18 protein-coding genes and 1 pseudogene are annotated in these 22,514 nt (G+C 65.9%); 8 read left to right on the top strand and 11 right to left on the bottom strand.

All coding sequences use genetic code 11. The features are described 5' to 3' along the window. The first annotated feature begins 19 nt into the window (after positions 1–19). From V9K97_RS02530 to fliR, 8 genes are all read left to right on the top strand, one after another. Positions 20–1,408, top strand: coding sequence for a flagellar hook-length control protein FliK (locus V9K97_RS02530; RefSeq protein ID WP_337316043.1), 1,389 nt, complete (start codon positions 20–22; stop codon positions 1,406–1,408). 176 nt (positions 1,409–1,584) lie between these two features. Continuing rightward, a complete protein-coding gene (locus tag V9K97_RS02525) occupies positions 1,585–2,016 on the top strand; it encodes a flagellar basal body-associated FliL family protein (protein WP_258502115.1) in 432 nt (143 codons plus the stop codon). A 23-nt stretch (positions 2,017–2,039) separates the two neighbouring features. Beyond that, the gene (fliM, locus tag V9K97_RS02520; protein WP_126748335.1) at positions 2,040–3,041 is read left to right on the top strand and encodes a flagellar motor switch protein FliM; all 1,002 of its coding nucleotides are present in this window, start codon (positions 2,040–2,042) and stop codon (positions 3,039–3,041) included. Continuing rightward, positions 3,034–3,495, top strand: coding sequence for a flagellar motor switch protein FliN (fliN, locus tag V9K97_RS02515; RefSeq protein ID WP_126748334.1), 462 nt, complete (start codon positions 3,034–3,036; stop codon positions 3,493–3,495). Before fliM ends, fliN begins: the two co-directional genes overlap by 8 nt. Further along, positions 3,492–4,004 (top strand): flagellar biosynthetic protein FliO, encoded by a 513-nt coding sequence (gene fliO, locus V9K97_RS02510; protein ID WP_337316042.1) that lies wholly within the window; start codon positions 3,492–3,494, stop codon positions 4,002–4,004. Before fliN ends, fliO begins: the two co-directional genes overlap by 4 nt. 65 nt (positions 4,005–4,069) lie before the next feature. After that, positions 4,070–4,762 carry a flagellar type III secretion system pore protein FliP gene (gene fliP / locus V9K97_RS02505; RefSeq protein ID WP_258508106.1) on the top strand — a complete coding sequence of 231 codons (693 nt, stop codon included), beginning with the start codon at positions 4,070–4,072 and terminating at the stop codon, positions 4,760–4,762. Positions 4,763–4,771: 9 nt separating this feature from the next. Next, positions 4,772–5,041: a flagellar biosynthesis protein FliQ gene (fliQ, locus tag V9K97_RS02500; RefSeq protein WP_157615484.1), complete on the top strand. Its 270-nt coding sequence runs from the start codon at positions 4,772–4,774 to the stop codon at positions 5,039–5,041. A 13-nt stretch (positions 5,042–5,054) separates the two neighbouring features. Continuing rightward, complete coding sequence (gene fliR, locus V9K97_RS02495; protein WP_337316041.1) at positions 5,055–5,849, top strand: flagellar biosynthetic protein FliR; 795 nt, start codon at positions 5,055–5,057, stop codon at positions 5,847–5,849. A gap of 28 nt (positions 5,850–5,877) precedes the next feature. Here fliR and flgL read toward each other — a convergent pair whose 3' ends face one another. From flgL to V9K97_RS02440, 11 genes and pseudogenes are all read right to left on the bottom strand, one after another. Further along, entirely contained in the window at positions 5,878–7,089 is a 1,212-nt protein-coding gene (flgL, locus tag V9K97_RS02490) for a flagellar hook-associated protein FlgL (protein WP_258502119.1), read from the bottom strand. A gap of 39 nt (positions 7,090–7,128) precedes the next feature. After that, complete coding sequence (flgK, locus tag V9K97_RS02485) at positions 7,129–9,087, bottom strand: flagellar hook-associated protein FlgK (RefSeq protein WP_337316040.1); 1,959 nt, start codon at positions 9,085–9,087, stop codon at positions 7,129–7,131. Between the two features lie 114 nt (positions 9,088–9,201). Further along, entirely contained in the window at positions 9,202–11,265 is a 2,064-nt protein-coding gene (locus V9K97_RS02480) for a methyl-accepting chemotaxis protein (protein ID WP_337316039.1), read from the bottom strand. A gap of 24 nt (positions 11,266–11,289) precedes the next feature. Further along, positions 11,290–13,020: a methyl-accepting chemotaxis protein gene (locus V9K97_RS02475; protein WP_337316038.1), complete on the bottom strand. Its 1,731-nt coding sequence runs from the start codon at positions 13,018–13,020 to the stop codon at positions 11,290–11,292. 50 nt (positions 13,021–13,070) lie between these two features. Continuing rightward, on the bottom strand, positions 13,071–14,786 hold the full coding sequence (locus tag V9K97_RS02470) for a methyl-accepting chemotaxis protein (protein WP_337316037.1): 1,716 nt from the start codon (positions 14,784–14,786) through the stop codon (positions 13,071–13,073). 119 nt (positions 14,787–14,905) lie between these two features. Beyond that, a complete protein-coding gene (locus V9K97_RS02465) occupies positions 14,906–16,564 on the bottom strand; it encodes a methyl-accepting chemotaxis protein (protein WP_337316036.1) in 1,659 nt (552 codons plus the stop codon). 50 nt (positions 16,565–16,614) lie between these two features. Beyond that, positions 16,615–18,267, bottom strand: coding sequence for a methyl-accepting chemotaxis protein (locus tag V9K97_RS02460; RefSeq protein ID WP_337316035.1), 1,653 nt, complete (start codon positions 18,265–18,267; stop codon positions 16,615–16,617). 35 nt (positions 18,268–18,302) lie between these two features. Beyond that, positions 18,303–18,818 carry a chemotaxis protein CheW gene (locus V9K97_RS02455; protein ID WP_258502128.1) on the bottom strand — a complete coding sequence of 172 codons (516 nt, stop codon included), beginning with the start codon at positions 18,816–18,818 and terminating at the stop codon, positions 18,303–18,305. Positions 18,819–18,840: 22 nt separating this feature from the next. Continuing rightward, entirely contained in the window at positions 18,841–20,589 is a 1,749-nt protein-coding gene (locus tag V9K97_RS02450) for a methyl-accepting chemotaxis protein (RefSeq protein ID WP_337316034.1), read from the bottom strand. Between the two features lie 84 nt (positions 20,590–20,673). Next, the gene (locus V9K97_RS02445; RefSeq protein ID WP_337316033.1) at positions 20,674–22,395 is read right to left on the bottom strand and encodes a methyl-accepting chemotaxis protein; all 1,722 of its coding nucleotides are present in this window, start codon (positions 22,393–22,395) and stop codon (positions 20,674–20,676) included. 24 nt (positions 22,396–22,419) lie between these two features. Next, positions 22,420–22,514, bottom strand: a pseudogene (locus V9K97_RS02440) (chemotaxis protein CheW); the annotation flags it as partial.

Raw genomic sequence — 22,514 nt, 5'->3', positions numbered from 1 at the left:
GTTTTCCTGAAAAACCGCCATGCCCACCTTCATCGCTCCTTCCTTCGCGCCCAATGCAGCCGGCGCCTCGGCCTCTTCGACTGCTTCGGGCCCGCGCGGCCGCAACGCCGAGGAAGCCGACGGCCGCAGCTTCAATGCGGTGCTGACCCGCTCGCGCGGCACCGGCCAGTCGCAGCAATCGCAGCAAGCGCAGGAAGATTTCGCCTCGCCCGCGCTCGAAGGCAAGGCACGGCAGAAGCCCTCTCGCGCCGGCGACCGCAAGGACGACCTGCCCATCGAACTGCCGCTGGCATTCTTTGCACCGACCATGACCGCGTTGGCTTCATCGCCCGCGGCGGCCTCGGTGCTCCCCGGTGGCGCAACCGTGGCGGCCACCCTGCCTGAAGGCGCCCAGAGCCTGTTGACCGCCGACGCAGCCGTGGCGGCCCTGCCCACCGACGCTGCCATGGATGCGCTGCCCGGCGACGCGACTGAGGCCGAAGGGGCCGAGGGCGAAACCCCGGCAACGGCCGCGCTGCCGCGCGATGCCCAAGCCGTGGCATCGGAAACCGCACAACCGACGAACAAGGGCCGTGCCGAAGCGGCCGTCGCCCAGTCCGTTGCCGAATTGCCGGCAGTTACAGCGCTGCCAGCAGCAGGTATCGCCGCAGCGGCGGGCGCCGTGCCAATCGTCGCCACGGCGCCGTCCGGCGATGCAAGCGCCGCAACCGTCACCGCCATTGCCTCTGAAGCGGCCAAGGCAGCTGCCGCTTCCCCGGCGACCGACGAAGTGCTATCGGCACCCACAGCCGCAATGCTCGCAGCCGACAAACCCGACATTGGCGCCGCAACGTCCAATGCAGCCGATCCGTTCACCCTGCCGCAAGCGATGACGTTCGCCACGGCCGCGGCCGACCGCGCGAACCTGCCGGCCGGCACCAGCCAGGTATCCGTCATGCACGTGGCGCCGCCGGTGGGCTCCGACGAATGGGGCCCGGCGCTCGGCCACCAGATGCTGCGCATGAACGCGGCCGGCGCGCAGGTTGCCGAGCTGAACCTGAACCCGGCCGGCCTCGGCCCGCTGAAGGTCACGCTCTCGATGGGAGACAACCAGGCGCAGGCGATGTTCGTCTCGGCCCATGAAAGCGTGCGCAAGGCCGTGGAGGCGGCGCTGCCGCAATTGCGCGCGAGCCTTGCGGAACAAGGCATCAGCCTGGGCCAGGCCTCGGTGGGTGCGGAGGCGCATCGTTTTGCCGGCCAGGGCGGCGCCTTCGACCAGCAAGCCCAGCAGCAGCAGGGTTCGGGCCGGCAGCCGCAGTACCCGGCGCCCGGCCGCGCCGAGGCTGCAGCCCTCGCCGAGCCGCTGCACGGCAGCCTGCCGCCCGCCGTACCGCGCACCTCCAGCGCCGGCGTAGACACCTTCGCATGAGACGAACGCGGGATCTGAGGCCTTTTCCCGCGCTTGATCAGCCCTTCGTTTGCCGGGCACCTGGCAAAGAATAGTCCCAACCAGACATTGTTTTCGCAGTTTCAAATATGGCTACCAGTCCTTCTGTCGCAATCGCTCCCCCCGCCGCCGCGCCTCGCTCTTCGAAGCTGAAGATCGTGATTCCGGCCGCTGTGCTGGCCTGCGGTCTTGCCGGCGGCGGCGGCTATTACCTGATGAGCCAGCGCGCTCCCGCCGCGGCCGCCGAATCGGCCGCACCGGCGCTCGTGCCCGACAAGCCGATCTTCGTCACGATCGAGCCCTTGACCGTGAACGTGCAGTCCGAAGGCCGAGCGCGCTTCCTGCATGTGGGCATGGCCCTGAAGGTGCGCAACGAGCAGGCCAAGGCGCACGTCGTCGAGTACATGCCCGAGGTGCGCAGCCGGCTGCTGCTGCTGCTGTCGAACCGCCCGCCCGAGTCGCTGGTGACCACCGAGGACAGGGCCCGGCTGGCGGAGGAAATCCGCCTCGAGCTGAGCCGCCCGCTGGCTGCCGGCTTTCCCCCGCAGGAGATCGGCAGCGTTTCCTTCAACACCTTCATGGTGCAGTAAATCTTTTTCCGGACCGGCGATTCATGGCCTATGAACAGGTGCTCTCCCAAGACGAAGTCGACGCGCTGCTGCAGGGCGTCACCGGAGGCAGCCCCGAGCAAAGCGAAGGCGCTGCCCCCAGGTCGGACGGCCTGCCGGTGTACGACCTCGGCGCGCCCGACCGCGTGGTGCGCAGCCGCATGCACACGCTCGAGGTCATCAACGAGCGTTTTGCACGCCATCTGCGCAGCTCGCTGTTGAACTTCATGCGCCGCAGCCCCGACATCTCGGTGGGGCCGGTGCACATCCAGCAGTACGGCGAGTTCGTGCGGCACCTGCCGGTGCCCGCCAACATCAACATGCTGCACATGAAGCCGCTGCGCGGAACGGCCCTCTTCGTGTTCGACCCGAAGCTGGTGTTCCTGGTGGTGGACAACCTCTTTGGCAGCGACGGGCGCTATCACGTGCGTGTCGAGGGCCGCGACTTCACGCGCACCGAGCAGCGCATCATCAAGCGCCTGCTGAACCTCACGCTGCAGTGCTATGCAGACGCCTGGCAGCCGGTGTTCCCGCTGAGCTTCGACTACGTGCGCGCCGAAATGCACGGCAAGCTGGCCAACATCGTCGCGCCGAACGAAGTGGTGATCAACACGACGCTGCAGATCGAGTTCGGCCCCGTGGGCGGCTTCCTGCACGTGTGCATTCCCTATTCGATGATCGAGCCGATCCGCGACCTGCTCTCCAATCCGGTGCAGGACGAGATCGAGGTCGACAAGCGCTGGGTGCGGCAGATGTCGCAGCAGATGCAGAGCGCCGACGTGGAGCTCAGCGCCGAATTCATTACCTTGCCTTCGACCATCGGCGAGGTCCTCAAGCTGCAGGCGGGCGACGTGCTGCCCATTGAACTTCCCGAGTCGATCACCGCACGCGTCGACGGCATTCCGGTGATGGAGTGCGGCTACGGGGTCTCGAACGAACGCTATGCCCTGCGCGTGCTGCAGATGATCTCCCACCAAGACAGCGATCTGAAGAACGAACATGACTGACAACACCCCATCCTCCAGCGATGCGGACGACTGGGCCAGCGCGCTGGCCGAGCAGACCGCGGCTTCCGCTCCCGCCCCCGCCCCGGCACCTGCGCCGGCCCCCGCCTTTGCGCCCGCGCCCGCTGCCGCCCCCGCGGGCAGCCGCGTCTTCCAGCCGCTGCAGCCGGCACCGTCCGCATCGGGTTCGCCGGTGGATGTGGAACGCATCCTCGACGTGCCGGTGCAGCTGACGGCCGAACTCGGCCGCACCCGCATCACCATCAAGAGCCTGCTGCAACTGTCGCAAGGCTCGGTGGTGGAGCTGGACGGCCTGGCCGGCCAGCCGCTGGACGTGCTGATCAACGGCTACCTGATTGCGCAGGGCGAAGTGGTTGTGGTGAACGAGAAGTACGGCATTCGCCTGACCGACATCGTCACGCCCTCCGAGCGCATGCAGAAGCTCGGCCGCTCATGAACCCTCTTGCAAGGCCTGGCAGGCAGTTTCGGCGCATTGCCGCATCGATTGCGGCCGCGGCATGCAGCCTGGCCGCGCACGCCGCCCATGCCGCGCTACCGACGGTGCCTTCGCCCGTCGAAACGGCGGCCCCGGCGGTCGGCGCATCCAGCCTGCTGCAGGCCGGCTTCGGCATGTTCGCGGTGCTGGGCCTCATCTTCCTGTGCGCCTGGGCGGCACGCCGCTTCGGACTGCAGCGCCTGGGCGGCGGCCAGTTCGTGAAGGTGGTTTCGAGTGCCATGGTCGGCCAGCGCGAACGCGTGGTGGTGGTCGAGGTTGGCGGCACCTGGCTGGTGCTGGGCGTTACATCGAGCCAGGTGAACACGCTGCATTCGATGCCGGCCCAGGCGGTGCCCGCAACCCCGGGCGCAACGGCCACCATGCCGGATCCACGCTTTGCCGGCGCGGCTGGCCTGTTCGCTCAAAAACTGCGCGACTCCCTCGGACTCAGGCAGCGGCCGAACCCATGATTCGCATTGCTTCCCAGCGACGCTTTCGCAGCGTCGTGCTGACCCTGCTCGCCCTCGCGCTGCCGATGACGGCTTGGACGCAGGGCCTGCCCGGCCTGACCAGCTCGCCCGGCCCGGGCGGCAGCCAGACCTGGTCGCTCAGCGTGCAGACGCTGGTGCTGCTGACCTCGCTCACGTTCCTGCCGGCGCTGCTGCTGAGCATGACGAGCTTCACCCGCATCCTCATCGTGCTGGGCCTGCTGCGCACCGCCATCGGCACGCAGTCTTCGCCGCCCAACCAGATTCTGGTGGGCCTGTCGCTCTTTTTGACCTTCTTCGTGATGTCGCCGGTGTTCGACAAGGTCTACAACGACGCCTACAAGCCGTTCTCCGAAAACAAGATCACGGCCGAGAAGGCACTCGAAAAAGGCATTGCGCCCTTCAAGTCGTTCATGCTCAAGCAGACCCGCGAGAACGACCTGGCCCTGTTCGCCAGGCTCGCGAAGATTCCCGACATGCAAGGGCCTGAAGAAGTGCCGCTGCGCATCCTGCTTCCCGCTTTTGTGATCAGCGAGCTGAAAACGGCGTTCCAGATCGGCTTCACCATCTTCATCCCGTTTCTCATCATCGACCTGGTGGTTGCCAGCGTGCTGATGTCCATGGGCATGATGATGGTGCCGCCCGCCTCCATTGCATTGCCGTTCAAGCTGATGCTGTTCGTCATGGCCGACGGCTGGCAATTGCTGATCGGCGCACTCGCACAGAGCTTTTATCTTTAGAGGACCGGAATGACACCCGAATCCGTCATGTCCCTGGGAAGCCAGGCAATCCATGTCTCGCTGCTGCTCGGCGCGCCGATGCTGCTGGTGGCGCTGGTGGTCGGCCTGATCATCAGCATCTTCCAGGCGGCCACGCAGATCAACGAAGCCACGCTCTCGTTCATTCCCAAGCTGCTGGCCGTGTGCGCGGTGCTGGTGATTGCCGGCCCGTGGATGCTGGCGCAGATGCTCGACTACATCCGCACGCTGTTCTCGAGCATTCCGCAACTCGTGGCCTGAGGGCACGCGCGCGATGCCCGCCATCTTCTCCGTCACGTCGACGGAGCTCACCGCCTGGATGACGGCCTTTCTTTGGCCGTTCGTGCGCATGCTGGCGCTGGTCAGCACCGCGCCGGTGTTCGGCGAGCCCGGCGTTTCGCGCCAGCTCAAGGTCGCCATTGCGGCCTTGCTGACCATTGCCATCGCACCGACGCTCGGGCCGATGCCGCCGGTGCCGGTGGTTTCGGCCGGCGGCATCTGGATCATCCTGCAGCAAGTGCTCATCGGCGCCGCCATCGGCTTCACCATGCGCATGGTGTTTGCCGCCGTGCTGGCCGCGGGCGAATACATCGGCCTGCAGATGGGCCTTTCCTTCGCTTCGTTTTTCGACCCGATGGCCGGCGGCGCCACGATGGTGGTCGCGCGGCTGATGCACATGCTGGCCATCCTGCTCTTCCTGGCGGTGGACGGCCATCTGCTGATGGTGGCCGGCCTGGCCGAAAGCTTCAGCACGCTGCCGATTGCCGATGCGCCACTGGCCGCACAAGGCTGGATGTTCCTGGTGCTGGGCGGCGGGCAGATCTTCATCAACGGCTTCATGCTTTCGCTGCCGCTGGTGACCGCGCTGCTCACGCTGAACCTTGCAATGGGCATCCTGAACCGGGCCTCGCCGCAGTTCAGCATCTTTGCGGTGGGCTTTCCGCTCACGCTGCTGGCGGGCATCGGCATGATGCATCTGCTCATGCCGCAGTTCGGCGCGTTCCTGGAGCCGCGCTTTGCCGCGGGCCTTTCTTCGGTGCTCCAGCTCACGCAAACCCTCAGGCCCTGAGGGGCAGCCGGGGCCGCCCCGCTCTTCATCACAGGTAGTTGAACAGCGCAATGCTGTGCAGCCGCGCAAAGGTCTGCTGCGTGGCCTTGAGCGAGGTTTCGCGCTGCAGGTATTCCGAAATGGCGCTGGCCGGGTCCAGGTCCACCAGTTCCGACAGGTAGCCCTTGTCGATCAGGAAGCGCGAGGCGCCGCCTGTGTTGAGCGCGTCGAGCTCGTTCATGCGCGAACCGATCGACGAGGTGACCGTGAGCACGTTGTCGTGCGCGTTGGTGATCTTCACGTTGAAGGTGCTGAGTGCGTTGAGCAGCTCAGCCTGGGCCGCATCGCCGCCGCCGGTCAGCGGCTTCTTCAGTGCGGTGATCATGTCGCCGATGGCGGCGAACACATCGGTGCCGGCGTTGCGGGCCGTGGCCACCTGGAAGGTATCGCCGTCAGCGGGCGTGCCGCTCATCTTGATCTGCAGGCCGCCGAACGAAATGGGCGTGTCGGGCACGTAGGGGCCCGATGCGGCGACCACGGGAGGCGTGTCCTGCGTGGACACGGTGTAGTTGCCGCCCGCGAAGCTGATCGTGAAGTCCTTGCCATAGTTGGCCGCGGTCGCATCGGTCAGGCCCACGGGGCCGAACACGCCCGAGCCGGTGTTGGCCGCGCCGGCGGAGCTCACGTAGCCCGCCCCGCCCTGCACCGACTGGAACACGCTGCGGCCGTCGTCCGTGGTCGACATCTGGCGCGACACGTCGATCTGCATGAGGCGCTGGCCCTGGTCGCCCATGTACTGGATGCCGCCGCTGGCATCGGCCACGAAGGGCGGGCTGCCGCTCTTGAAGCCGGCAAACAGGAACTGGCCGTTGCCGTCGTCGGCGTTGGCCACGTTCACCAGCTGGTCCAGGTTGCTCTGCAGCGTGGTGGCCAGCGAGGCGCGGTCGGCGTCCGACAGCGTGCCGTTGCCGGCCTGCACGGCCAGCGTCTTCATGTTCTGCATGATCGAGGTGGCCGACTTCAGCGCGGTTTCCTCTTGCGAGAGCGAGAGCATCGCGCGGCTGCGGCTGCTGGCGTACTGGGCCGACTCGGCCATCGACTGGCTGACGCCCAGCGCGCGCGCGGCCGCCACGGGATCGTCGGCCGGCGTCAGGAACTTGGTGCCCGCGGCAAGCTGCTGCTGAATGCGGAACAGCTGCTGCTGCTGCGAACCCAGGGCGTTCATGCTCTGGGCGTAGAAGGATTGGGTGCTGATGCGCATCTCGACTCCTGAAATCTGTTCTTAAAAGCGAGGGCCGGATCAGCCGCGGATGCCCAGGATGGCGTCGAACATGGTCGATGCGGTCTGGATCACCTTGGCATTGGCCTGGTACATCTGCTGGTACATCAGCAGGTTGGCGGTTTCCTCGTCCTGGTTCACGCCCGAGATCGAGTCGCGGCTCGCGCGGATCTGGCCCGTCACGCTGTCTTGCGTTTGCGTTGCCACGCGAATCTCCATGGAGCGGTTGCCCACCTCGCTCACCAGCTTGGCGAAGGCGCCGTTGAAGGTGGAGGTGCCGCCGTCCATGGCGTTCTTGCGCTGCAGCGCGCCGAGCTTCAGCGCATTGCTGCCGTCCGACACGCCGGCCACGTTCTTGCCGATGGTGAAGGTGTCGCCCTGCGCGGGTGCGCCCGTGAGCTTGACCTCGATGCCGTCGAAGCTGATGGCGGCACCGGCGGTGTAAGGCACGGCCGTGCCCGCGGCGTAGGTGGTGGAAGTGCCGTCGGCCAGCGTCACCGTGACGGGCGAGGTCGCCGGAAAGCCCGACAGCGTGTTGCCGCCCGCGTCATAGGCGAGCGTGACCGTTGCGGCTAGCGGCGCGGCCAGGTAGTCTGCGTTGACGACGGCGGGGCTCAGGGCGCCCGTGCCCTTGTTGCCGACGGTCTTGCCGGTGACGATCGGTGACGCGGCGGCCACCTTGGCCGTTTCGCGCACCAGCACGTCCATGTCGCGCGCGCCGGTGCGCGTGGGCTGCACCAGGAACGAGTCGCCCGCCTGCGCGGTGCCGCTGGCCACCGAGAGGCTCACGCCGTCGAAGCCGGCCGGGAACGCGGTGTAGTCGCCCATCACCTGCTTGTCGGACAGGCGTGTGACGGTGTAGGTGAGCGTGCCGGCCACGTCTTTCACCTGCACCGAATAGTCGCTGGTCGAGAGCTGCGAGGTGTCGGTCACGCTGGCGCCGAGCACCATGTTGCCGGCGTTCTTTGCGTGGGAGAACACGCCCGGCGCGGCCTGGGAGAAGAAGTTGGTGCCCAGCGCGCCGTTCAGGTCCACGCCAAGCTTGTGCTGGTTGTTGAACTCGCTGGCCAGGGCCATTGCGAGGCGGCCGACGGCGTTCTGCGTGCTGGTGAGCGTTTCAGAACGGAAGGCCAGCAGCCCGCCGAGCGAACCGCCGGTGAGCACGTTGTCGTTGAGTTCGGAGACCGTGCCGGTCAGGCCGACCAGCGCCATCGACTGGCGCGTGGGATCGGCGGCGGACTGCACGGACTGCATCTTCGCGGCGCGGTCGCCCAGCACCAGCGTCTGGCCGTTGCCGATGAAGACGTTGTACTGGCCGCTGTCCTGCTCCATCACCTTGACGTCGACGATCTTGCCGAGATCGCTCACCAGCTGGTCGCGCTGGTCCATCAGGTCGTTGGGCGGCTGGCCGCCGGCCATGGCGCTGAGCTGGCTGATCTGCTGGTTCAGGCTTGCGATCTGCGTGGCGTAGGTGTTGATCTTGGCGGCGCTGCCTTCGATCTGCTCATTGACCGAGCTGTTCAGGTCCGTGAGGTACTGGTCGGTGGAGCGAAACTTGTTGGCCAGCGACTGCGCCGCGCTGATGAGCTGCTGGCGCGCGGCCGGGTCGGCCGGCGTGTTGGCCACGTCCTGCACGCTGGCGAAGAAACTCTGCATCAAAGGCGTGATGCCTGCGGTCTTGTCGGCCAGCAGCGAATCGATGCGGTTGATCTGCGAACCGTAGCTCGCCAGCGCCGCGCCTGCGGCCTCCGCGCCGTTGAGCTGGGACGTCAGGTAGCGGTCGTAGCTGCGCTGCACCGTGGTCACGCGCGCGCCATTGCCCACAAAACCCGCGCCGGTGACCGTGCCGCCGAGCGAAGAGACCAGCGCCGTCTGGCGGTTGTAGCCGGTGGTGTACACGTTGGCCGTGTTGTGGGCCGTGGTCATGAGCGCGGTTCGCGCCACGCTCAGGCCCGAGAGGCCCGTATAGAACATCGACATGAGGCTTTACCTGTAAAACGTTTCTTTTGTTTGGACGGTAGGTGCCGGTTCGGGCACCTGTTGCTTGTTTATCGGCAGGACGCGCGAAAGTTGAAGGCCTTTTGCGTTTCGCGTTCAGACCTGGGCGAGAGCCTGGTGTCCGGTGCCAAGGGCGCGGACTTCGCGGTACGAGGCACTCGGCGCTGTCGATGCGGCGCGGCCTTCGCTCGCGGCGGGCTCTAGCCTGAACACGCTCACCGCCTCCACGAGGCTGGCGGCTTGCTCTTGCATTGATTGGGCGGCAGCCGCCGCTTCTTCGACCAAGGCCGCGTTCTGCTGCGTCACCTGGTCCATTTGCGCGATGGCCTGGTTCACCTGCTCGATGCCGGTGCTCTGCTCCTGGCTGGCCGCCGTGATCTCGCCGATGATGTCCGCCACGCGCTTGACGCCGCTCACGATCTCTTCCATCGTCTTGCCCGCTTCTCCCACGAGGGCGCTGCCCACGTCGACCTTGCCGACCGAGTCGTCGATCAGGCCCTTGATTTCCTTGGCGGCGGCGGCCGAGCGTTGCGCCAGGCTTCTGACTTCCGATGCGACCACGGCAAAGCCCCTGCCCTGTTCGCCGGCGCGCGCGGCTTCGACTGCCGCGTTGAGCGCCAGGATGTTGGTCTGGAAGGCAATGCCGTCGATCACGCCGATGATGTCGACGATCTTTTTCGACGAGGCATTGATCGAGGCCATGGTGTCGACCACCTGGCCGACGACGTTGCCGCCCTTGATGGCCACTTCGGAGGCCGAAAGCGCGAGTTGATTGGCTTGGCGGGCGTTGTCGGCGTTCTGCTTGACGGTGCTCGTGAGTTCTTCCATCGAGGCGGCGGTCTCTTCGAGCGAGCTGGCCTGCTCTTCGGTGCGCGAAGACAGGTCCTGGTTGCCCGCGGCAATCTGGCCCGAGGCGGTGGCAATGGCGTCGGTGCCGGTGCGCACGCCGCCGACCACGTTGGCCAGGCCGGCGCGCATCGATTCGACGGCCCGTGTGATGACGCCGATCTCGTCGCGGCGGTTCGAACTCAGCTGGCGCGAAAGATCGCCCTGGCCGATGGTCTGCACGTGTTCGCCCAACACGCTGAGGGGCCGCACGGTACGCCGGAGGAAGATGATGAGCGCCGCACCCAGTACCACCGCAGCCAGCGCGATGAAGCCGCCGAGCACGGTCATCTCGCGGTAGAGCTCGGCCATCACCTCCGAAGCGGGGACTTCCGCCACCACGAGCCAGCCGGTGGCTTCGCTCTTGCTCACGGATGCGTAGTGCTTTTCCTGCTGCGCCGGCAAAAGCACCGCGGGCGCGTTGTCCAGCCACTCGGCGTCATCGCTCTTCAGCCGGCCGATCCAATCCGCGGCCTCGGCATCCTTGAGCACTTCGGAAAGTTTTTTTCCGCCCGCGGTCGGATGGAAGACGATCGTCGCCGCGGCAGGGTCCGCCCCCGGGTTGACGATGTAGAGCCCGCCCGTGTCGAAAATGCGGGTCTGGCCCACAGCTTCACCGAACGAAGCCTGCTGCTGCGAGATGTCCAGGCCGATGTAGAGCACCGCAACCACATTGCCCGCAGCGTCGCGCACCGGGTCGTAGACCGTGATGTAGGGCCGCCCGAACAGCGTGACGCGGCCGACGAACCGCTTGCCCGAGCGCAGCAGCGGATATGCGGCGCTCTTGCGGTCGAGCAGCGTGCCGATCGCGCGCTCGCCGTTCTCCTTCTTGACCGACGTGGTCACGCGGCGGAAGTCTTCGCCCTGGGCCACGAACACCGTGGCGTTGGCGCCGGGAAAGTCGCGTGCGAACGCATCCACCTCTGCGGTGCTGCCTCCGTTGATTGCCACGCCGAAGCTGCTGACGACGCCCTGCGCCGCATCTTCGACCGCGAAAGTGCCCGCAAACTGGCGCCGGAAAACGCCGTATGCGTTCTCCGCGGTCATCTGCATGGTGCGGTCGAAGATGTCCAGCGAGCGGGCGATGGCCTCGGCCTTGGCGTTGGCGTACTGCGAGGCGCTGTGCTGCTGTTGCGCAGAGCCGATGACGTAGAACACGCCCAGGAGAAACACCGTGACCGCAAAGATGGCAATGGTGACCCTGACGGTCAGCGTGCGCGCCAAAGAGACAAAGGGGCGCTGTGGCTGGGACGAATCCGTGGCTGCTGCGTTCATCAGGGGCCTCCTGTTGAGGTGTGGTTAAAACTCGGTCCAGTCGCCTGCGGTGCCGCGGGCCAGGGCCAGGGGAGGTGTGGAGGCAATCGCCTCCTTCTTGCGCGAGCTCGCGAGAGGCCGGGCGGGCGCCTCGTGCGTGTGCGAAGGTTCGATACGGGTGGCATGGCCGCCGTGTGCGCCGGCCTCGAGCCTGAACACGCTCACCGCCTCCACGAGGTTCGCGGCCTGCTCCTGCATCGACTGCGCTGCGGCGGCTGCTTCTTCGACCAAGGCCGCGTTCTGCTGCGTCACCTGGTCCATCTGTGCGATGGCCTGGTTCACCTGTTCGATGCCGGTGCTCTGCTCCTGGCTGGCGGCCGTGATCTCGCCGATGATGTCGGTCACGCGCTTCACGCTGCCCACGATCTCGGCCATGGTCTTGCCGGCTTCACCTACCAAGGCGCTGCCCACGTCGACCTTGCCTACGGAGTCGTCGATCAGGCCCTTGATTTCCTTGGCGGCGGCGCCTGAGCGCTGTGCGAGGCTGCGCACTTCGGCGGCCACCACGGCAAAGCCGCGGCCCTGCTCACCGGCACGGGCCGCTTCCACCGCGGCATTGAGCGCCAGGATGTTGGTCTGGAAGGCGATGCCGTCGATCACCCCGATGATGTCGACGATCTTCTTGGACGAAGCATTGATCGAGGCCATGGTGTCGACCACCTGGCCCACGACGTTGCCGCCCTTGACTGCCACTTCGGAGGCCGAGAGGGCCAGTTGGTTGGCCTGGCGAGCGTTGTCCGCGTTCTGCTTGACGGTGCTCGTCAGTTCTTCCATCGAGGCAGCCGTTTCTTCGAGCGAACTGGCTTGTTCTTCGGTGCGCGATGACAGATCCTGGTTGCCCGCGGCAATCTGGCCCGAGGCGGTAGCGATGGCATCGCTCGATGTCTTGATCCGCACGACGACGTCGGTCAGCTGGTCTTGCATCCGCTTGATGGAGAACAGCAGGCTGCCGCTGCGGGCCGTGCGGGCCTGCACGCTTTCCGTCAGGTCGCCGCTGGCGATGCGGCCGACCACATCGGCCGCGTAACCCGGTTCGCCGCCCAGCTGGCCCGCCAGGAGCCGCGCCACCACCACACCGAGCCCGAGGCTGATGGCAACGCCGGCCAGTGCCAGCAGCAGCATCAGCAGCCGCGAGTGCTTGAACGTGCCGGCGGCGTCTTCCATGCTGGCGCGAGCCTGCTGGTCGCTGAATGCCACCATGTTCTGCAGCACCTTTTCAAGCGCGCGAGATTCCTTCAGCAGCAACGCGCTTTCTTCGGGCACGTTGCCTTCGAATTGGGAACTGTCCAGCGTCTGCCTCGCGATGAGGTCCGCAAAATCGGCCAGGTGCTTCTTCAGCGGCGGCATCAGCTTCTGGTACTGCTCGTGGAGCTCGCGCCCCTCGGTGGTTTGCTCGAGCAGCGGCTTCACATCGGCCACATTGGACTCGAGCGCCGCCACGGCCTCCTTCAGTTCCTTGAAGCCGACGTTGCGCTCGCCCTTGGTGCCCGCCGACAGCAGGCCCATCTGCGCGCGGCTGGCATCGAGCAGGTGGATGTTGGCCGCCTGCACCGCCTTGATGGCGCGCAGATCGTTGTTGTAGAGGCTCTCGGTCGAGGCATTGATGCGCCCCATGTGGAAGATGCCCAGGCCGCTGACCCCCGCACCCACCGCCGCGACGACGAGAAAGCTGAGAACCAGCTTTGCGGCGACAGGAAGCCCTTGGAACCATTTCATTTTTTCCCTCCTGAGAGACGTTGAAAGTCGTTGGAACTCGTTAGAACTCTTTAGAACTCGGTCCAGTCGCCCGACGAGGCATGGGCTGCGGCAAGCCTGGGAGGGGACTTGGCTTCCGCCGCAGCCCGGGCCGGGGCCTTCAGCGCCGGCATGGGCTTGCGCGATGGCAGCGCCGGCTGCAGCTTGGCGTGCACTTGCGCGAGCGGTCGGATGGCGGCGTTGCTGTCCAGCTTGAACACGCTCACCGCTTCCACCAGGCTGGCGGCCTGCTCCTGCATCGACTGCGCTGCAGCGGCTGCTTCTTCGACCAAGGCTGCGTTCTGCTGCGTGACCTGGTCCATCTGCGCAATGGCCTGGTTCACCTGTTCGATGCCGGTGCTCTGCTCCTGGCTGGCCGCGGTGATCTCGCCCATGATGTCGGTCACGCGCTTGACGCTGTCCACGATCTCGTCCATCGTGCGGCCCGCCTCGGCCACCTGGCGGCTGCCGGCCTCGACCTTGCCGACGGAGTCGTCGATCAGGCCCTTGATTTCCTTGGCCGCTGCGCCCGAGCGCTGGGCAAGGTTGCGCACTTCGGAAGCCACCACGGCAAAGCCCCTGCCTTGTTCACCGGCACGTGCCGCTTCCACCGCCGCGTTCAGCGCCAGGATGTTGGTCTGGAACGCGATGCCGTCGATCACGCCGATGATGTCGACGATCTTCTTGGACGAGGTGTTGATGGAGCCCATGGTGTCCACCACCTGGCTGACCACCCCGCCGCCGCGCACGGCCACTTCGGAGGCCGAGAGCGCGAGCTGATTCGCTTGGCGGGCGTTGTCGGCGTTCTGCTTGACGGTACTCGTGAGCTCTTCCATCGAGGCGGCCGTCTCTTCGAGCGAGCTGGCCTGCTCTTCGGTGCGCGAAGACAAGTCCTGGTTGCCTGCGGCAATCTGGCCCGAGGCCGTGGCGATGGCGTCGGTGCCGGTGCGCACTTCGCCCACCACCTTGGCGAGGCTGCCGTTCATGCCCTTGAGGGCGTGCATGAGTTGGCCGGTTTCGTCGCGGGTCGTCACTTCGATGCGGCTGGTCAGGTCGCCGGCGGCAACGGCTTCGGCCACTTCGACCGCGCGGCGCAGCGGATGCGTGATGCTGCGGACCAGGAGCCAGGCGAGCACCAGGCCGAGGCCCAGCGACAGCGCGCCGCAGACGATCAGGATCAGGCTGGTGCTGGCGCGCGTCTCCTTGCTGCGTTCCGCCGCGGCGTCGAGCTGCGTGCGCTCGGCGTCCACCATCTGCTGGACACCGGCAAGATAGCTGCGCGACGTGGGCTCGAAACGCTCGTTGAAGATCCGGTTGGCGCCTTCCATGTCGCCGGCCAGCTTGGCCTTGCTGACTTCTTCGCGGGCCGCGAGGTAGGCCTTGCGAAGCTCACCGACCTTGTCGTAGACCTGCTTCTTCTCCGGCGTGTCCATCTGTTCTTCGATGAACTTCTGCAGGTCGTTGGTTTCCTTGATGGAGAGGGCCGTGGCGGGCGCGAAGTAGGCAATGAGGTTCGAATCGCTGCTCTTGGCGATGGCCGCGGCGCGCTGCACGCCCGCCGTGGTGTTGCGCAGCCAGTCGGCGCCCGCGCGCTCGGTCTTGATGTTCTTCTCGACCATGGCATTGATTTCCGCGCCGAGCTGCCGCAGCTTCAGCACGGCAAGCACGCTGCTCGTGAGAGACAGGGCGAGGATGACGCCGATCACGACGGCCAACCGCTTGCCGATGGAAATATTGCTCAGAAACATGCTCATGACTCCAGAAGATCAGGAAAGGGCAAGGGCGCGCAACGCGCACTTGCCGTAAGAAAGAGTTGTGTGCGCCGGCCGCATTGGCCGGTGCCTTGCAGTGCGCGGAACCGCGGCGGTCAGGACGCCTCCCATCCACCGGCGGTAGCCAGCGCGGGCATGGCCCTGCGCGATGGCAGCGCCGGCTGCAGCTTGGCGTGCACTTGTGCGAGCGGGCGGGTTGCGGCGTTGCTGTCCAGCTTGAACACGCTCACGGCTTCCACCAGGCTGGCGGCCTGCTCCTGCATCGACTGGGCTGCGGCCGCTGCTTCTTCGACCAGCGCCGCGTTCTGCTGCGTGACCTGGTCCATCTGCGCAATGGCCTGGTTCACCTGCTCGATGCCGGTGCTCTGCTCCTGGCTCGCAGCCGTGATCTCGCCCATGATGTCGGTCACGCGCTTGACGCTGTCCACGATCTCGTCCATCGTGCGGCCCGCTTCGGCCACCTGGCGGCTGCCGGCCTCGACCTTGCCCACGGAGTCGTCGATCAGGCCCTTGATTTCCTTGGCGGCGGCGCCTGAGCGCTGTGCGAGGTTGCGCACCTCGGAAGCGACGACCGCGAAGCCTCTGCCCTGTTCACCGGCACGTGCCGCTTCCACGGCCGCATTGAGCGCCAAGATGTTGGTCTGGAACGCGATGCCGTCGATCACGCCGATGATGTCGACGATCTTCTTGGACGAAGCATTGATCGATGCCATGGTGTCGACCACCTGATTGACCACGCCGCCACCCTTGACCGCAACCTCGGAGGCCGAGAGCGCGAGCTGGTTGGCCTGGCGGGCGTTGTCGGCGTTCTGCTTGACGGTGGAGGTGAGCTCTTCCATCGACGCAGCCGTCTCTTCGAGCGAGCTGGCCTGCTCTTCGGTGCGCGAAGACAAGTCCTGGTTGCCCGCGGCAATCTGGCCCGAGGCCGTGGCGATCGCGTCGGTGCCGGTGCGCACTTCGCCCACCACCTTGGCGAGGCTCTCGTTCATGTGCTTCAGCGCATTCATCAGCTGGCCGGTCTCGTCGCGCGAGCCGGTTTCAATGGTCGAGCTGAGGTCGCCGCTTGCCACGGTTTCCGCGACCTTGACCGCATGGCCCAGAGGCCGCGTGACGCTGCGGGCGATCAGGAATGCGCAAAGCGCGCCCAACACCAGCGTGAGCGCGGTCAAGAAGATGCGGAGGTTGAAGCTGCGCGCATTCGCCTCGTCGATCGCGTGGCTCATATCGTCGATGGCCTTGCGCTCGAGCGCCAGCAGTTCAAGCACGCGCGTTTCATAAGCCTTGGCGGCCGGCACGAACGTGTTCTTGAAGGCCGCTTCGGCTTCCGCGGGGTTGCCGCCGGTCTTGGCCTTCTGCACGGCGTCCTTGGCGGCCTGGTACTTGGCGCGCAGCTCGACGATGTTCTTGAAGGTCGACCTCTCCAGGTCGGTGACGAGCAGGGCCTCGACCTTGGCCATGGTTTCCCCGCCCTTCTTGACGCTGTCGGAGATGACGTCGGCAAAGGTGACGGGCAGCGATTCGTCGGTGCTCCTGGCGATCATCGCGGTGCGCGCAATGGCCGAGTAGGTCAGCACGTACCAGTCGGAGATGAGCCGCTCTTTAGCGAGCGGGCTCTGCATCATCTGGCGGGTGGCTTCGGCATTGCTGCGTGCGGTGATCAGCGCAAAGGCGGCCGAGACCAGCGTCAGGACGAGGACCAGGCCAAAGCCGATGGCCAGGCGCGTTCCGATGCGCATGTTGGAGAGGAAGTTCATGGTGGGGTGATGAAGTGAAATGGACAGGCGATCGAAATGCCCTGAAAGGCCTACGCTTCGACCAGCCTCATGCCGTTGTGCGCGCCGGACGCCACCCGCGGTGCGCTTGTGTAAGTGGGGCCCGTTTGGCGGGAGGCAGGCGCAGCCTGTTGCGGCGTGTCCAGCTTGAACACGCTCACCGCTTCCACCAGGCTGGCGGCCTGCTCCTGCATCGACTGGGCTGCGGCCGCTGCTTCTTCGACCAAGGCTGCGTTCTGTTGCGTGACCTGGTCCATCTGCGCAATGGCCTGGTTCACCTGTTCGATGCCGGTGCTCTGCTCCTGGCTCGCAGCCGTGATCTCGCCCATGATGTCGGTCACGCGCTTGACGCTGTCCACGATCTCGTCCATCGTGCGGCCCGCTTCGGCCACCTGGCGGCTACCGGCCTCGACCTTGCCCACGGAGTCGTCGATCAGGCCCTTGATTTCCTTGGCGGCTGCGCCAGAGCGTTGTGCGAGGTTGCGCACCTCGGAAGCCACCACGGCAAAGCCGCGGCCCTGCTCGCCGGCACGTGCCGCTTCCACCGCCGCGTTCAGCGCGAGGATGTTGGTCTGGAATGCGATGCCGTCGATCACGCCGATGATGTCGACGATCTTCTTGGAAGATGTATTGATGGAGCCCATGGTGTCCACCACCTGGCTGACCACGCCACCGCCGCGCACGGCCACTTCGGAGGCCGAGAGCGCGAGCTGATTGGCTTGGCGGGCGTTGTCGGCGTTCTGCTTGACGGTACTCGTGAGCTCTTCCATCGAAGCGGCCGTCTCTTCGAGCGAGCTGGCCTGCTCTTCGGTGCGCGAAGACAAGTCCTGGTTGCCTGCGGCGATCTGGCCCGAGGCGGTGGCGATGGCGTCGGTGCCGGTGCGCACGCCGCTGACCACGTTGGCAAGGCTCGTGTTCATGCTCTTGAGGGCTTGCATCAGCTGTCCCGTCTCGTCGCGGCTCTGGACTTCGATGCGCCTCGTCAAGTCGCCCGCGGCAACCGACTGCGCAACTTCCACGGCCTCGGCCAGTGGCCGCGCCACGATGCGCGCGACGCACAGCGCCAGCACAAAGCCCAGCCCGATGCTGCCCAGCAACAGCGCCACGATCCACAGCCGCGCCCGCGCATAGAGGGCATCGCCATTGGCGCTGGCCTGCTGGCCACCCTCGACATTAAGGGCGACGAGCCGGTCGACCATCTCGGTCAGCTGGTGATTCAGGCGCGACGCATCCGCGCGAATGAGAGCAACGGCCTGGTCCTTCTGCTGCGCGCGGGAGAGCTCCATCACCTTGTCGTGCTCGCGCGCATACAGGCCCAGCGTCTTCACGTATTCCGGGTAGATCTTCTTTTCTTCGGGCTCGGACATGAGCGCCTCGTAGCGCGCCCGCGCCTTGCCCAGTGCCTCCCAGAGCGCGGCCATCGACTTCTCGTAGCGCGCCGTGTCTTCGGGGGACGTCGACAGCAGGTGCTGCATTTCCTCGGAGCGGTAGCGAGCCATCAGCCCCCTCATCTCGAGCAGCGACTGGGCCGACGGCATCCAGTTGGTAGCGATGTCGGTCGACATCTGGTTGACCTTGGAAAGCTGCAGCACCGACACGACGCCGAGCACCGCGGTCAACGCCAGGACAGCCACAAAAGACACGAGCAGCTTGGTCGCAATCCTGAGGTTGTAGAACGCTTGCATGAACTTCTTCTCTCTATCTCTCTAACGCGGCGAAATCAGGCGGCGATCTTCTCGACCAGGCCCATCTCGTCGCTGGACATCAGCTTGTCGATGTCCACCAAAATCAGCATCCGCTCGTCCAGCGTGCCCAACCCGATCAGGTAGTCCGTGTCCAGCACGGCACCCATCTCCGGCGCGGGCTTGATCTGCTCTGCGCTCAGCGTGATCACGTCCGACACGCTGTCCACCACCATGCCCACCACACGGCCGCCGATGTTCAGCACGATCACCACCGTGAACTGGTCGTACGTCGGCGCGCCCAGCTGGAACTTGATGCGCATGTCGATGATCGGCACGATGATTCCGCGCAGGTTCACCACGCCCTTGATGTATTCGGGCGCATTGGCAATGCGCGTCACCGCGTCGTAGCCGCGCAGCTCCTGCACCTTCTGGATGTCGATTCCGTACTCTTCCTGGCCCAGCGTGAAGGAGAGAAATTCCAGGGGCCGGCCGGCACGGGACGGTGCGGCGTTGCGGATGTCCGCGGTTTGTTGGGTTGGGGTTGCGCTCATCGGGAAACCTGTGGCTGTTGGCTTAAAACTCTGTCCAGTCGCCGCCGGCAGCGCCGGCCATGGCCAGCTGCGGAGACGAAGGTGCTTGTTGGGTCTTCTTGGCCGGCGCCGCGCGCCGGGGCTTCGAAGAGGGTTCGGAGGGGCGCGCCGCCTTGGTCGCGGCAGAGGCGAGCTGTGCATTCGCCGGTGCGGCAGAGGCCTGGCCGCCTTCGAGCTTGAACACGCTCACCGCTTCCACCAGGCTGGCGGCTTGCTCCTGCATCGACTGGGCCGCGGCCGCTGCTTCTTCGACCAATGCGGCGTTCTGCTGCGTTACCTGGTCCATCTGCGCAATGGCCTGGTTCACCTGTTCGATGCCGGTGCTCTGCTCCTGGCTCGCCGCGGTGATCTCGCCCATGATGTCGGTCACGCGCTTGACGCTGTCCACGATCTCGTCCATCGTGCGGCCCGCTTCGGCCACCTGGCGGCTGCCGGCCTCGACCTTGCCCACGGAGTCGTCGATCAGGCCCTTGATTTCCTTGGCGGCTGCGCCAGAGCGTTGTGCGAGGTTGCGCACCTCGGAAGCCACCACGGCAAAGCCGCGGCCCTGTTCACCGGCACGAGCGGCTTCCACGGCCGCATTGAGCGCGAGGATGTTGGTCTGGAACGCAATACCGTCGATCACGCCGATGATGTCGACGATCTTCTTGGAGGATGTATTGATGGAGCCCATGGTGTCCACCACCTGGCTGACCACGCCACCGCCGCGCACGGCCACTTCGGAGGCCGAGAGGGCCAGCTGGTTGGCCTGACGGGCGTTGTCGGCGTTCTGCTTGACGGTACTCGTGAGTTCTTCCATCGAGGCAGCCGTCTCTTCGAGCGAGCTGGCCTGCTCTTCGGTGCGCGAAGACAAATCCTGGTTGCCTGCGGCGATCTGGCCCGAGGCGGTGGCGATGGCGTCGGTGCCCGTGCGCACTTCACCCACCACCTTGGCGAGGCTGTCGCGCATGCCCTGAATCGCATGCAGCAGGCTGGCCTGGTCGCCGCGTTTCAGCTCGATGCGAACCGCCAGGTCGCCGTCGGCGATGCGGTGCGCAATGGCGGTCGCGTCCGCGGGCTCTCCGCCGAGCTGCTTCAGCAGGCCACGCGAGATTGCCCAGCCGAGGGCCAGCAGCCCCGCGGCAAGCACCGCCGCACCAATCGACAGGGTGATGATCCGGCCCATGATCGTGGTCTGCACCGTGTCCACATAGACACCCGAGCCGATGATCCAGCCCCAGGGTTCGAAGCCCTTCACGTAGGAGACCTTGGGCACCGGCTTGTCGCTGCCCGGCTTGGCCCAGAGATAGGGAACGAAGCCCGCGCCGTTGGCCTTGACGGTCTCGACGAAAGAGACGAACAGCCGCTTGCCGGTGGCGTCCTTGTTGGAAGAGAGATCCTTGTTCTCGAGCGCCGGGCTGATGGGGTGCATCACCATGCGCGGCTGCATGTCGTTGATCCAGAAATACTCGCTGCCGCTGTAGCGCAGGCCGCGAATCGCCTGCATGGCCTGTTCCTTTGCCTGCGGCTCGGTCAGCGTGCCCTTGGCCACGAGGCCGTGGTAATGGGCCAGCAGGCCATGGGCGCTTTCCACCACCTGGCGGACGCTGGCTTGCCGCTCTTCCATGATGAGCTTGCGCTCCGAAATCAGGAAAAGGGCTGTCAGGGCCGCCACGCCCATGATGGCGCTGGCCGTGAACAGCCCGAGCTTCTGGCCGATGCGAAGGCCGCGGGAATTCAAACGGTTGAACATAGTCTCTTCCTAGGGTGGATGTCTTTTGTGCGGTGCTACCGATAGGTTTATCGGCAGATGCGCGCAAGACTTGAGGCCATTAGTTCAAAATTCTGTCCAGTCGCCAGCCGCCGTGCCGGCCGTGGCCAGTTGTCGGGGTGCGGCAGCCTCGGTTTTTCCGCCCAGAGCCGGCCGCAGGGTCTTGGGTACGGCTTTGAGCGGGCCGAACACCGTTCGCGCCGCCGCCGGCGCTGCGAACTCCGGCTCGCTTCGCTGGAGCTGCGTGCCGGGCTCGAGCCTGAACACGCTCACCGCGCTGACCAGGCTGGCGGCTTGCTCTTGCATTGATTGGGCGGCAGCCGCCGCTTCTTCGACCAGCGCCGCGTTCTGCTGCGTCACCTGGTCCATCTGCGCAATGGCCTGGTTCACCTGCTCGATGCCGGTGCTCTGCTCCTGGCTGGCCGCCGTGATCTCGCCGATGATGTCCGCCACGCGCTTGACGCCGCTCACGATCTCTTCCATCGTCTTGCCGGCTTCGCCGACCAGGGCGCTGCCCACGTCGACCTTGCCCACGGAGTCGTCGATCAGGCCCTTGATTTCCTTGGCCGCGGCGGCCGAGCGTTGCGCCAGGCTTCTGACTTCCGATGCGACCACGGCAAAGCCACGGCCCTGTTCGCCGGCGCGCGCGGCTTCGACTGCCGCGTTGAGCGCCAGGATGTTGGTCTGGAAGGCAATGCCGTCGATCACGCCGATGATGTCGACGATCTTCTTGGACGAGGCATTGATCGAGGCCATGGTGTCGACCACCTGGCCCACCACGTTGCCGCCCTTGATGGCGACCTCGGAGGCCGAAAGGGCCAGTTGGTTGGCCTGGCGAGCGTTGTCGGCGTTCTGCTTGACGGTGCTGGTGAGTTCTTCCATCGAGGCGGCGGTCTCTTCGAGCGAGCTGGCCTGCTCTTCGGTGCGCGATGACAGGTCCTGGTTGCCCGCGGCAATCTGGCCCGAGGCGGTGGCAATGGCGTCGGTGCCGGTGCGCACGCCACCGACCACGTTGGCCAGGCTCGTGTTCATGTTCTTCAACGCCTGCATCAAGAGGCCCGTCTCGTCGGTGGACGACGATTCGATGTGGCTCGTGAGGTCGCCGTCCGCCACGGTTTGCGCCACGCGCACCGCCTCGTTCAACGGCCGCGTGATGCTGCGGGTCAGGAGCCATGCCAGCACGGCGCCGAGCAGCAGCGCAACCACGGCCAGCACGATCACGTTGGCGCGGCCCGCGTGGTTCAGGCCTTCCACGGCCTCCGCCGCCTTGTCGATCCGCTCGGCCTGGTGCGTCAGCATGCTGCGGATGCTCGCGTCGTACACGTCGAGCATCGGCACCAGCTTGTCGTTGGTGAGCTGGGCCGCCTCGTCCTGCTTGCCATCGGCCTTGAGCTTGAGAATGGTGTTGCGCAGGCCCACGTACTGGGTGCGCTTTTCCTTGATGTCGGCGCTGATCGCCTGCTCTTCGGGCGAGTCGAGCATGGCCTCCAGCTTCGACTGCGTCTCGGAAATGCTCGCGCTGGTCTTGCTCATGTGCTTTTGCAGGTACTCCTGCACTTGCGCATCGTTGCTCTTGACCAATGCGAAGGTGCGCACGCTGTTGCTGCTGGTGTTCAGCAGCCAGTTGGCGGCCAGCCGCTCTTTCACGAGCGAGCGCTGCACCATCTCCTGCACTGCGTGGCCCACGCCTTGCAAACGGAACACACCGATGCCTGCGATGCACGCCATGAGCGCCAGCACCAGCGCAAAACCAATGCCAAGCCGCGTGCCGATTTTCAGGTTCTTCATTTCGGTTGCTCCGTATGCGTCACGTCAGATGACTTTTTCGATCAGGCCCATCTCGTCGCTGGACATCAGCTTGTCGATGTCCACCAAAATCAGCATCCGCTCGTCCAGCGTGCCCAACC

The organism is Variovorax sp. CCNWLW186, assembly GCF_037203865.1.
Classification (GTDB): Bacteria; Pseudomonadota; Gammaproteobacteria; order Burkholderiales; family Burkholderiaceae_C; genus Variovorax.
The sequence above is the reverse complement of the archived record's forward strand: the minus strand, read 5'-3'. Positions and strand labels throughout refer to the sequence as shown.

What these genes read in the sequence shown, in the direction of transcription:
- fliR (WP_337316041.1), top strand. Translation starts at nt 5,055, where the DNA reads ATGCCCGCCATCTTCTCCGTCACGTCGACGGAGCTCACCGCCTGGATG.
- fliM (WP_126748335.1), top strand. Translation starts at nt 2,040, where the DNA reads ATGGCCTATGAACAGGTGCTCTCCCAAGACGAAGTCGACGCGCTGCTG.
- V9K97_RS02450 (WP_337316034.1), bottom strand. Translation starts at nt 20,589, where the DNA reads ATGTTCAACCGTTTGAATTCCCGCGGCCTTCGCATCGGCCAGAAGCTC.
- fliN (WP_126748334.1), top strand. Translation starts at nt 3,034, where the DNA reads ATGACTGACAACACCCCATCCTCCAGCGATGCGGACGACTGGGCCAGC.
- V9K97_RS02470 (WP_337316037.1), bottom strand. Translation starts at nt 14,786, where the DNA reads ATGTTTCTGAGCAATATTTCCATCGGCAAGCGGTTGGCCGTCGTGATC.
- V9K97_RS02460 (WP_337316035.1), bottom strand. Translation starts at nt 18,267, where the DNA reads ATGCAAGCGTTCTACAACCTCAGGATTGCGACCAAGCTGCTCGTGTCT.
- V9K97_RS02465 (WP_337316036.1), bottom strand. Translation starts at nt 16,564, where the DNA reads ATGAACTTCCTCTCCAACATGCGCATCGGAACGCGCCTGGCCATCGGC.
- V9K97_RS02455 (WP_258502128.1), bottom strand. Translation starts at nt 18,818, where the DNA reads ATGAGCGCAACCCCAACCCAACAAACCGCGGACATCCGCAACGCCGCA.
- flgL (WP_258502119.1), bottom strand. Translation starts at nt 7,089, where the DNA reads ATGCGCATCAGCACCCAATCCTTCTACGCCCAGAGCATGAACGCCCTG.
- V9K97_RS02445 (WP_337316033.1), bottom strand. Translation starts at nt 22,395, where the DNA reads ATGAAGAACCTGAAAATCGGCACGCGGCTTGGCATTGGTTTTGCGCTG.
- fliO (WP_337316042.1), top strand. Translation starts at nt 3,492, where the DNA reads ATGAACCCTCTTGCAAGGCCTGGCAGGCAGTTTCGGCGCATTGCCGCA.
- V9K97_RS02475 (WP_337316038.1), bottom strand. Translation starts at nt 13,020, where the DNA reads ATGAAATGGTTCCAAGGGCTTCCTGTCGCCGCAAAGCTGGTTCTCAGC.
- V9K97_RS02480 (WP_337316039.1), bottom strand. Translation starts at nt 11,265, where the DNA reads ATGAACGCAGCAGCCACGGATTCGTCCCAGCCACAGCGCCCCTTTGTC.
- flgK (WP_337316040.1), bottom strand. Translation starts at nt 9,087, where the DNA reads ATGTCGATGTTCTATACGGGCCTCTCGGGCCTGAGCGTGGCGCGAACC.
- fliQ (WP_157615484.1), top strand. Translation starts at nt 4,772, where the DNA reads ATGACACCCGAATCCGTCATGTCCCTGGGAAGCCAGGCAATCCATGTC.
- fliP (WP_258508106.1), top strand. Translation starts at nt 4,070, where the DNA reads ATGACGGCTTGGACGCAGGGCCTGCCCGGCCTGACCAGCTCGCCCGGC.
- V9K97_RS02530 (WP_337316043.1), top strand. Translation starts at nt 20, where the DNA reads ATGCCCACCTTCATCGCTCCTTCCTTCGCGCCCAATGCAGCCGGCGCC.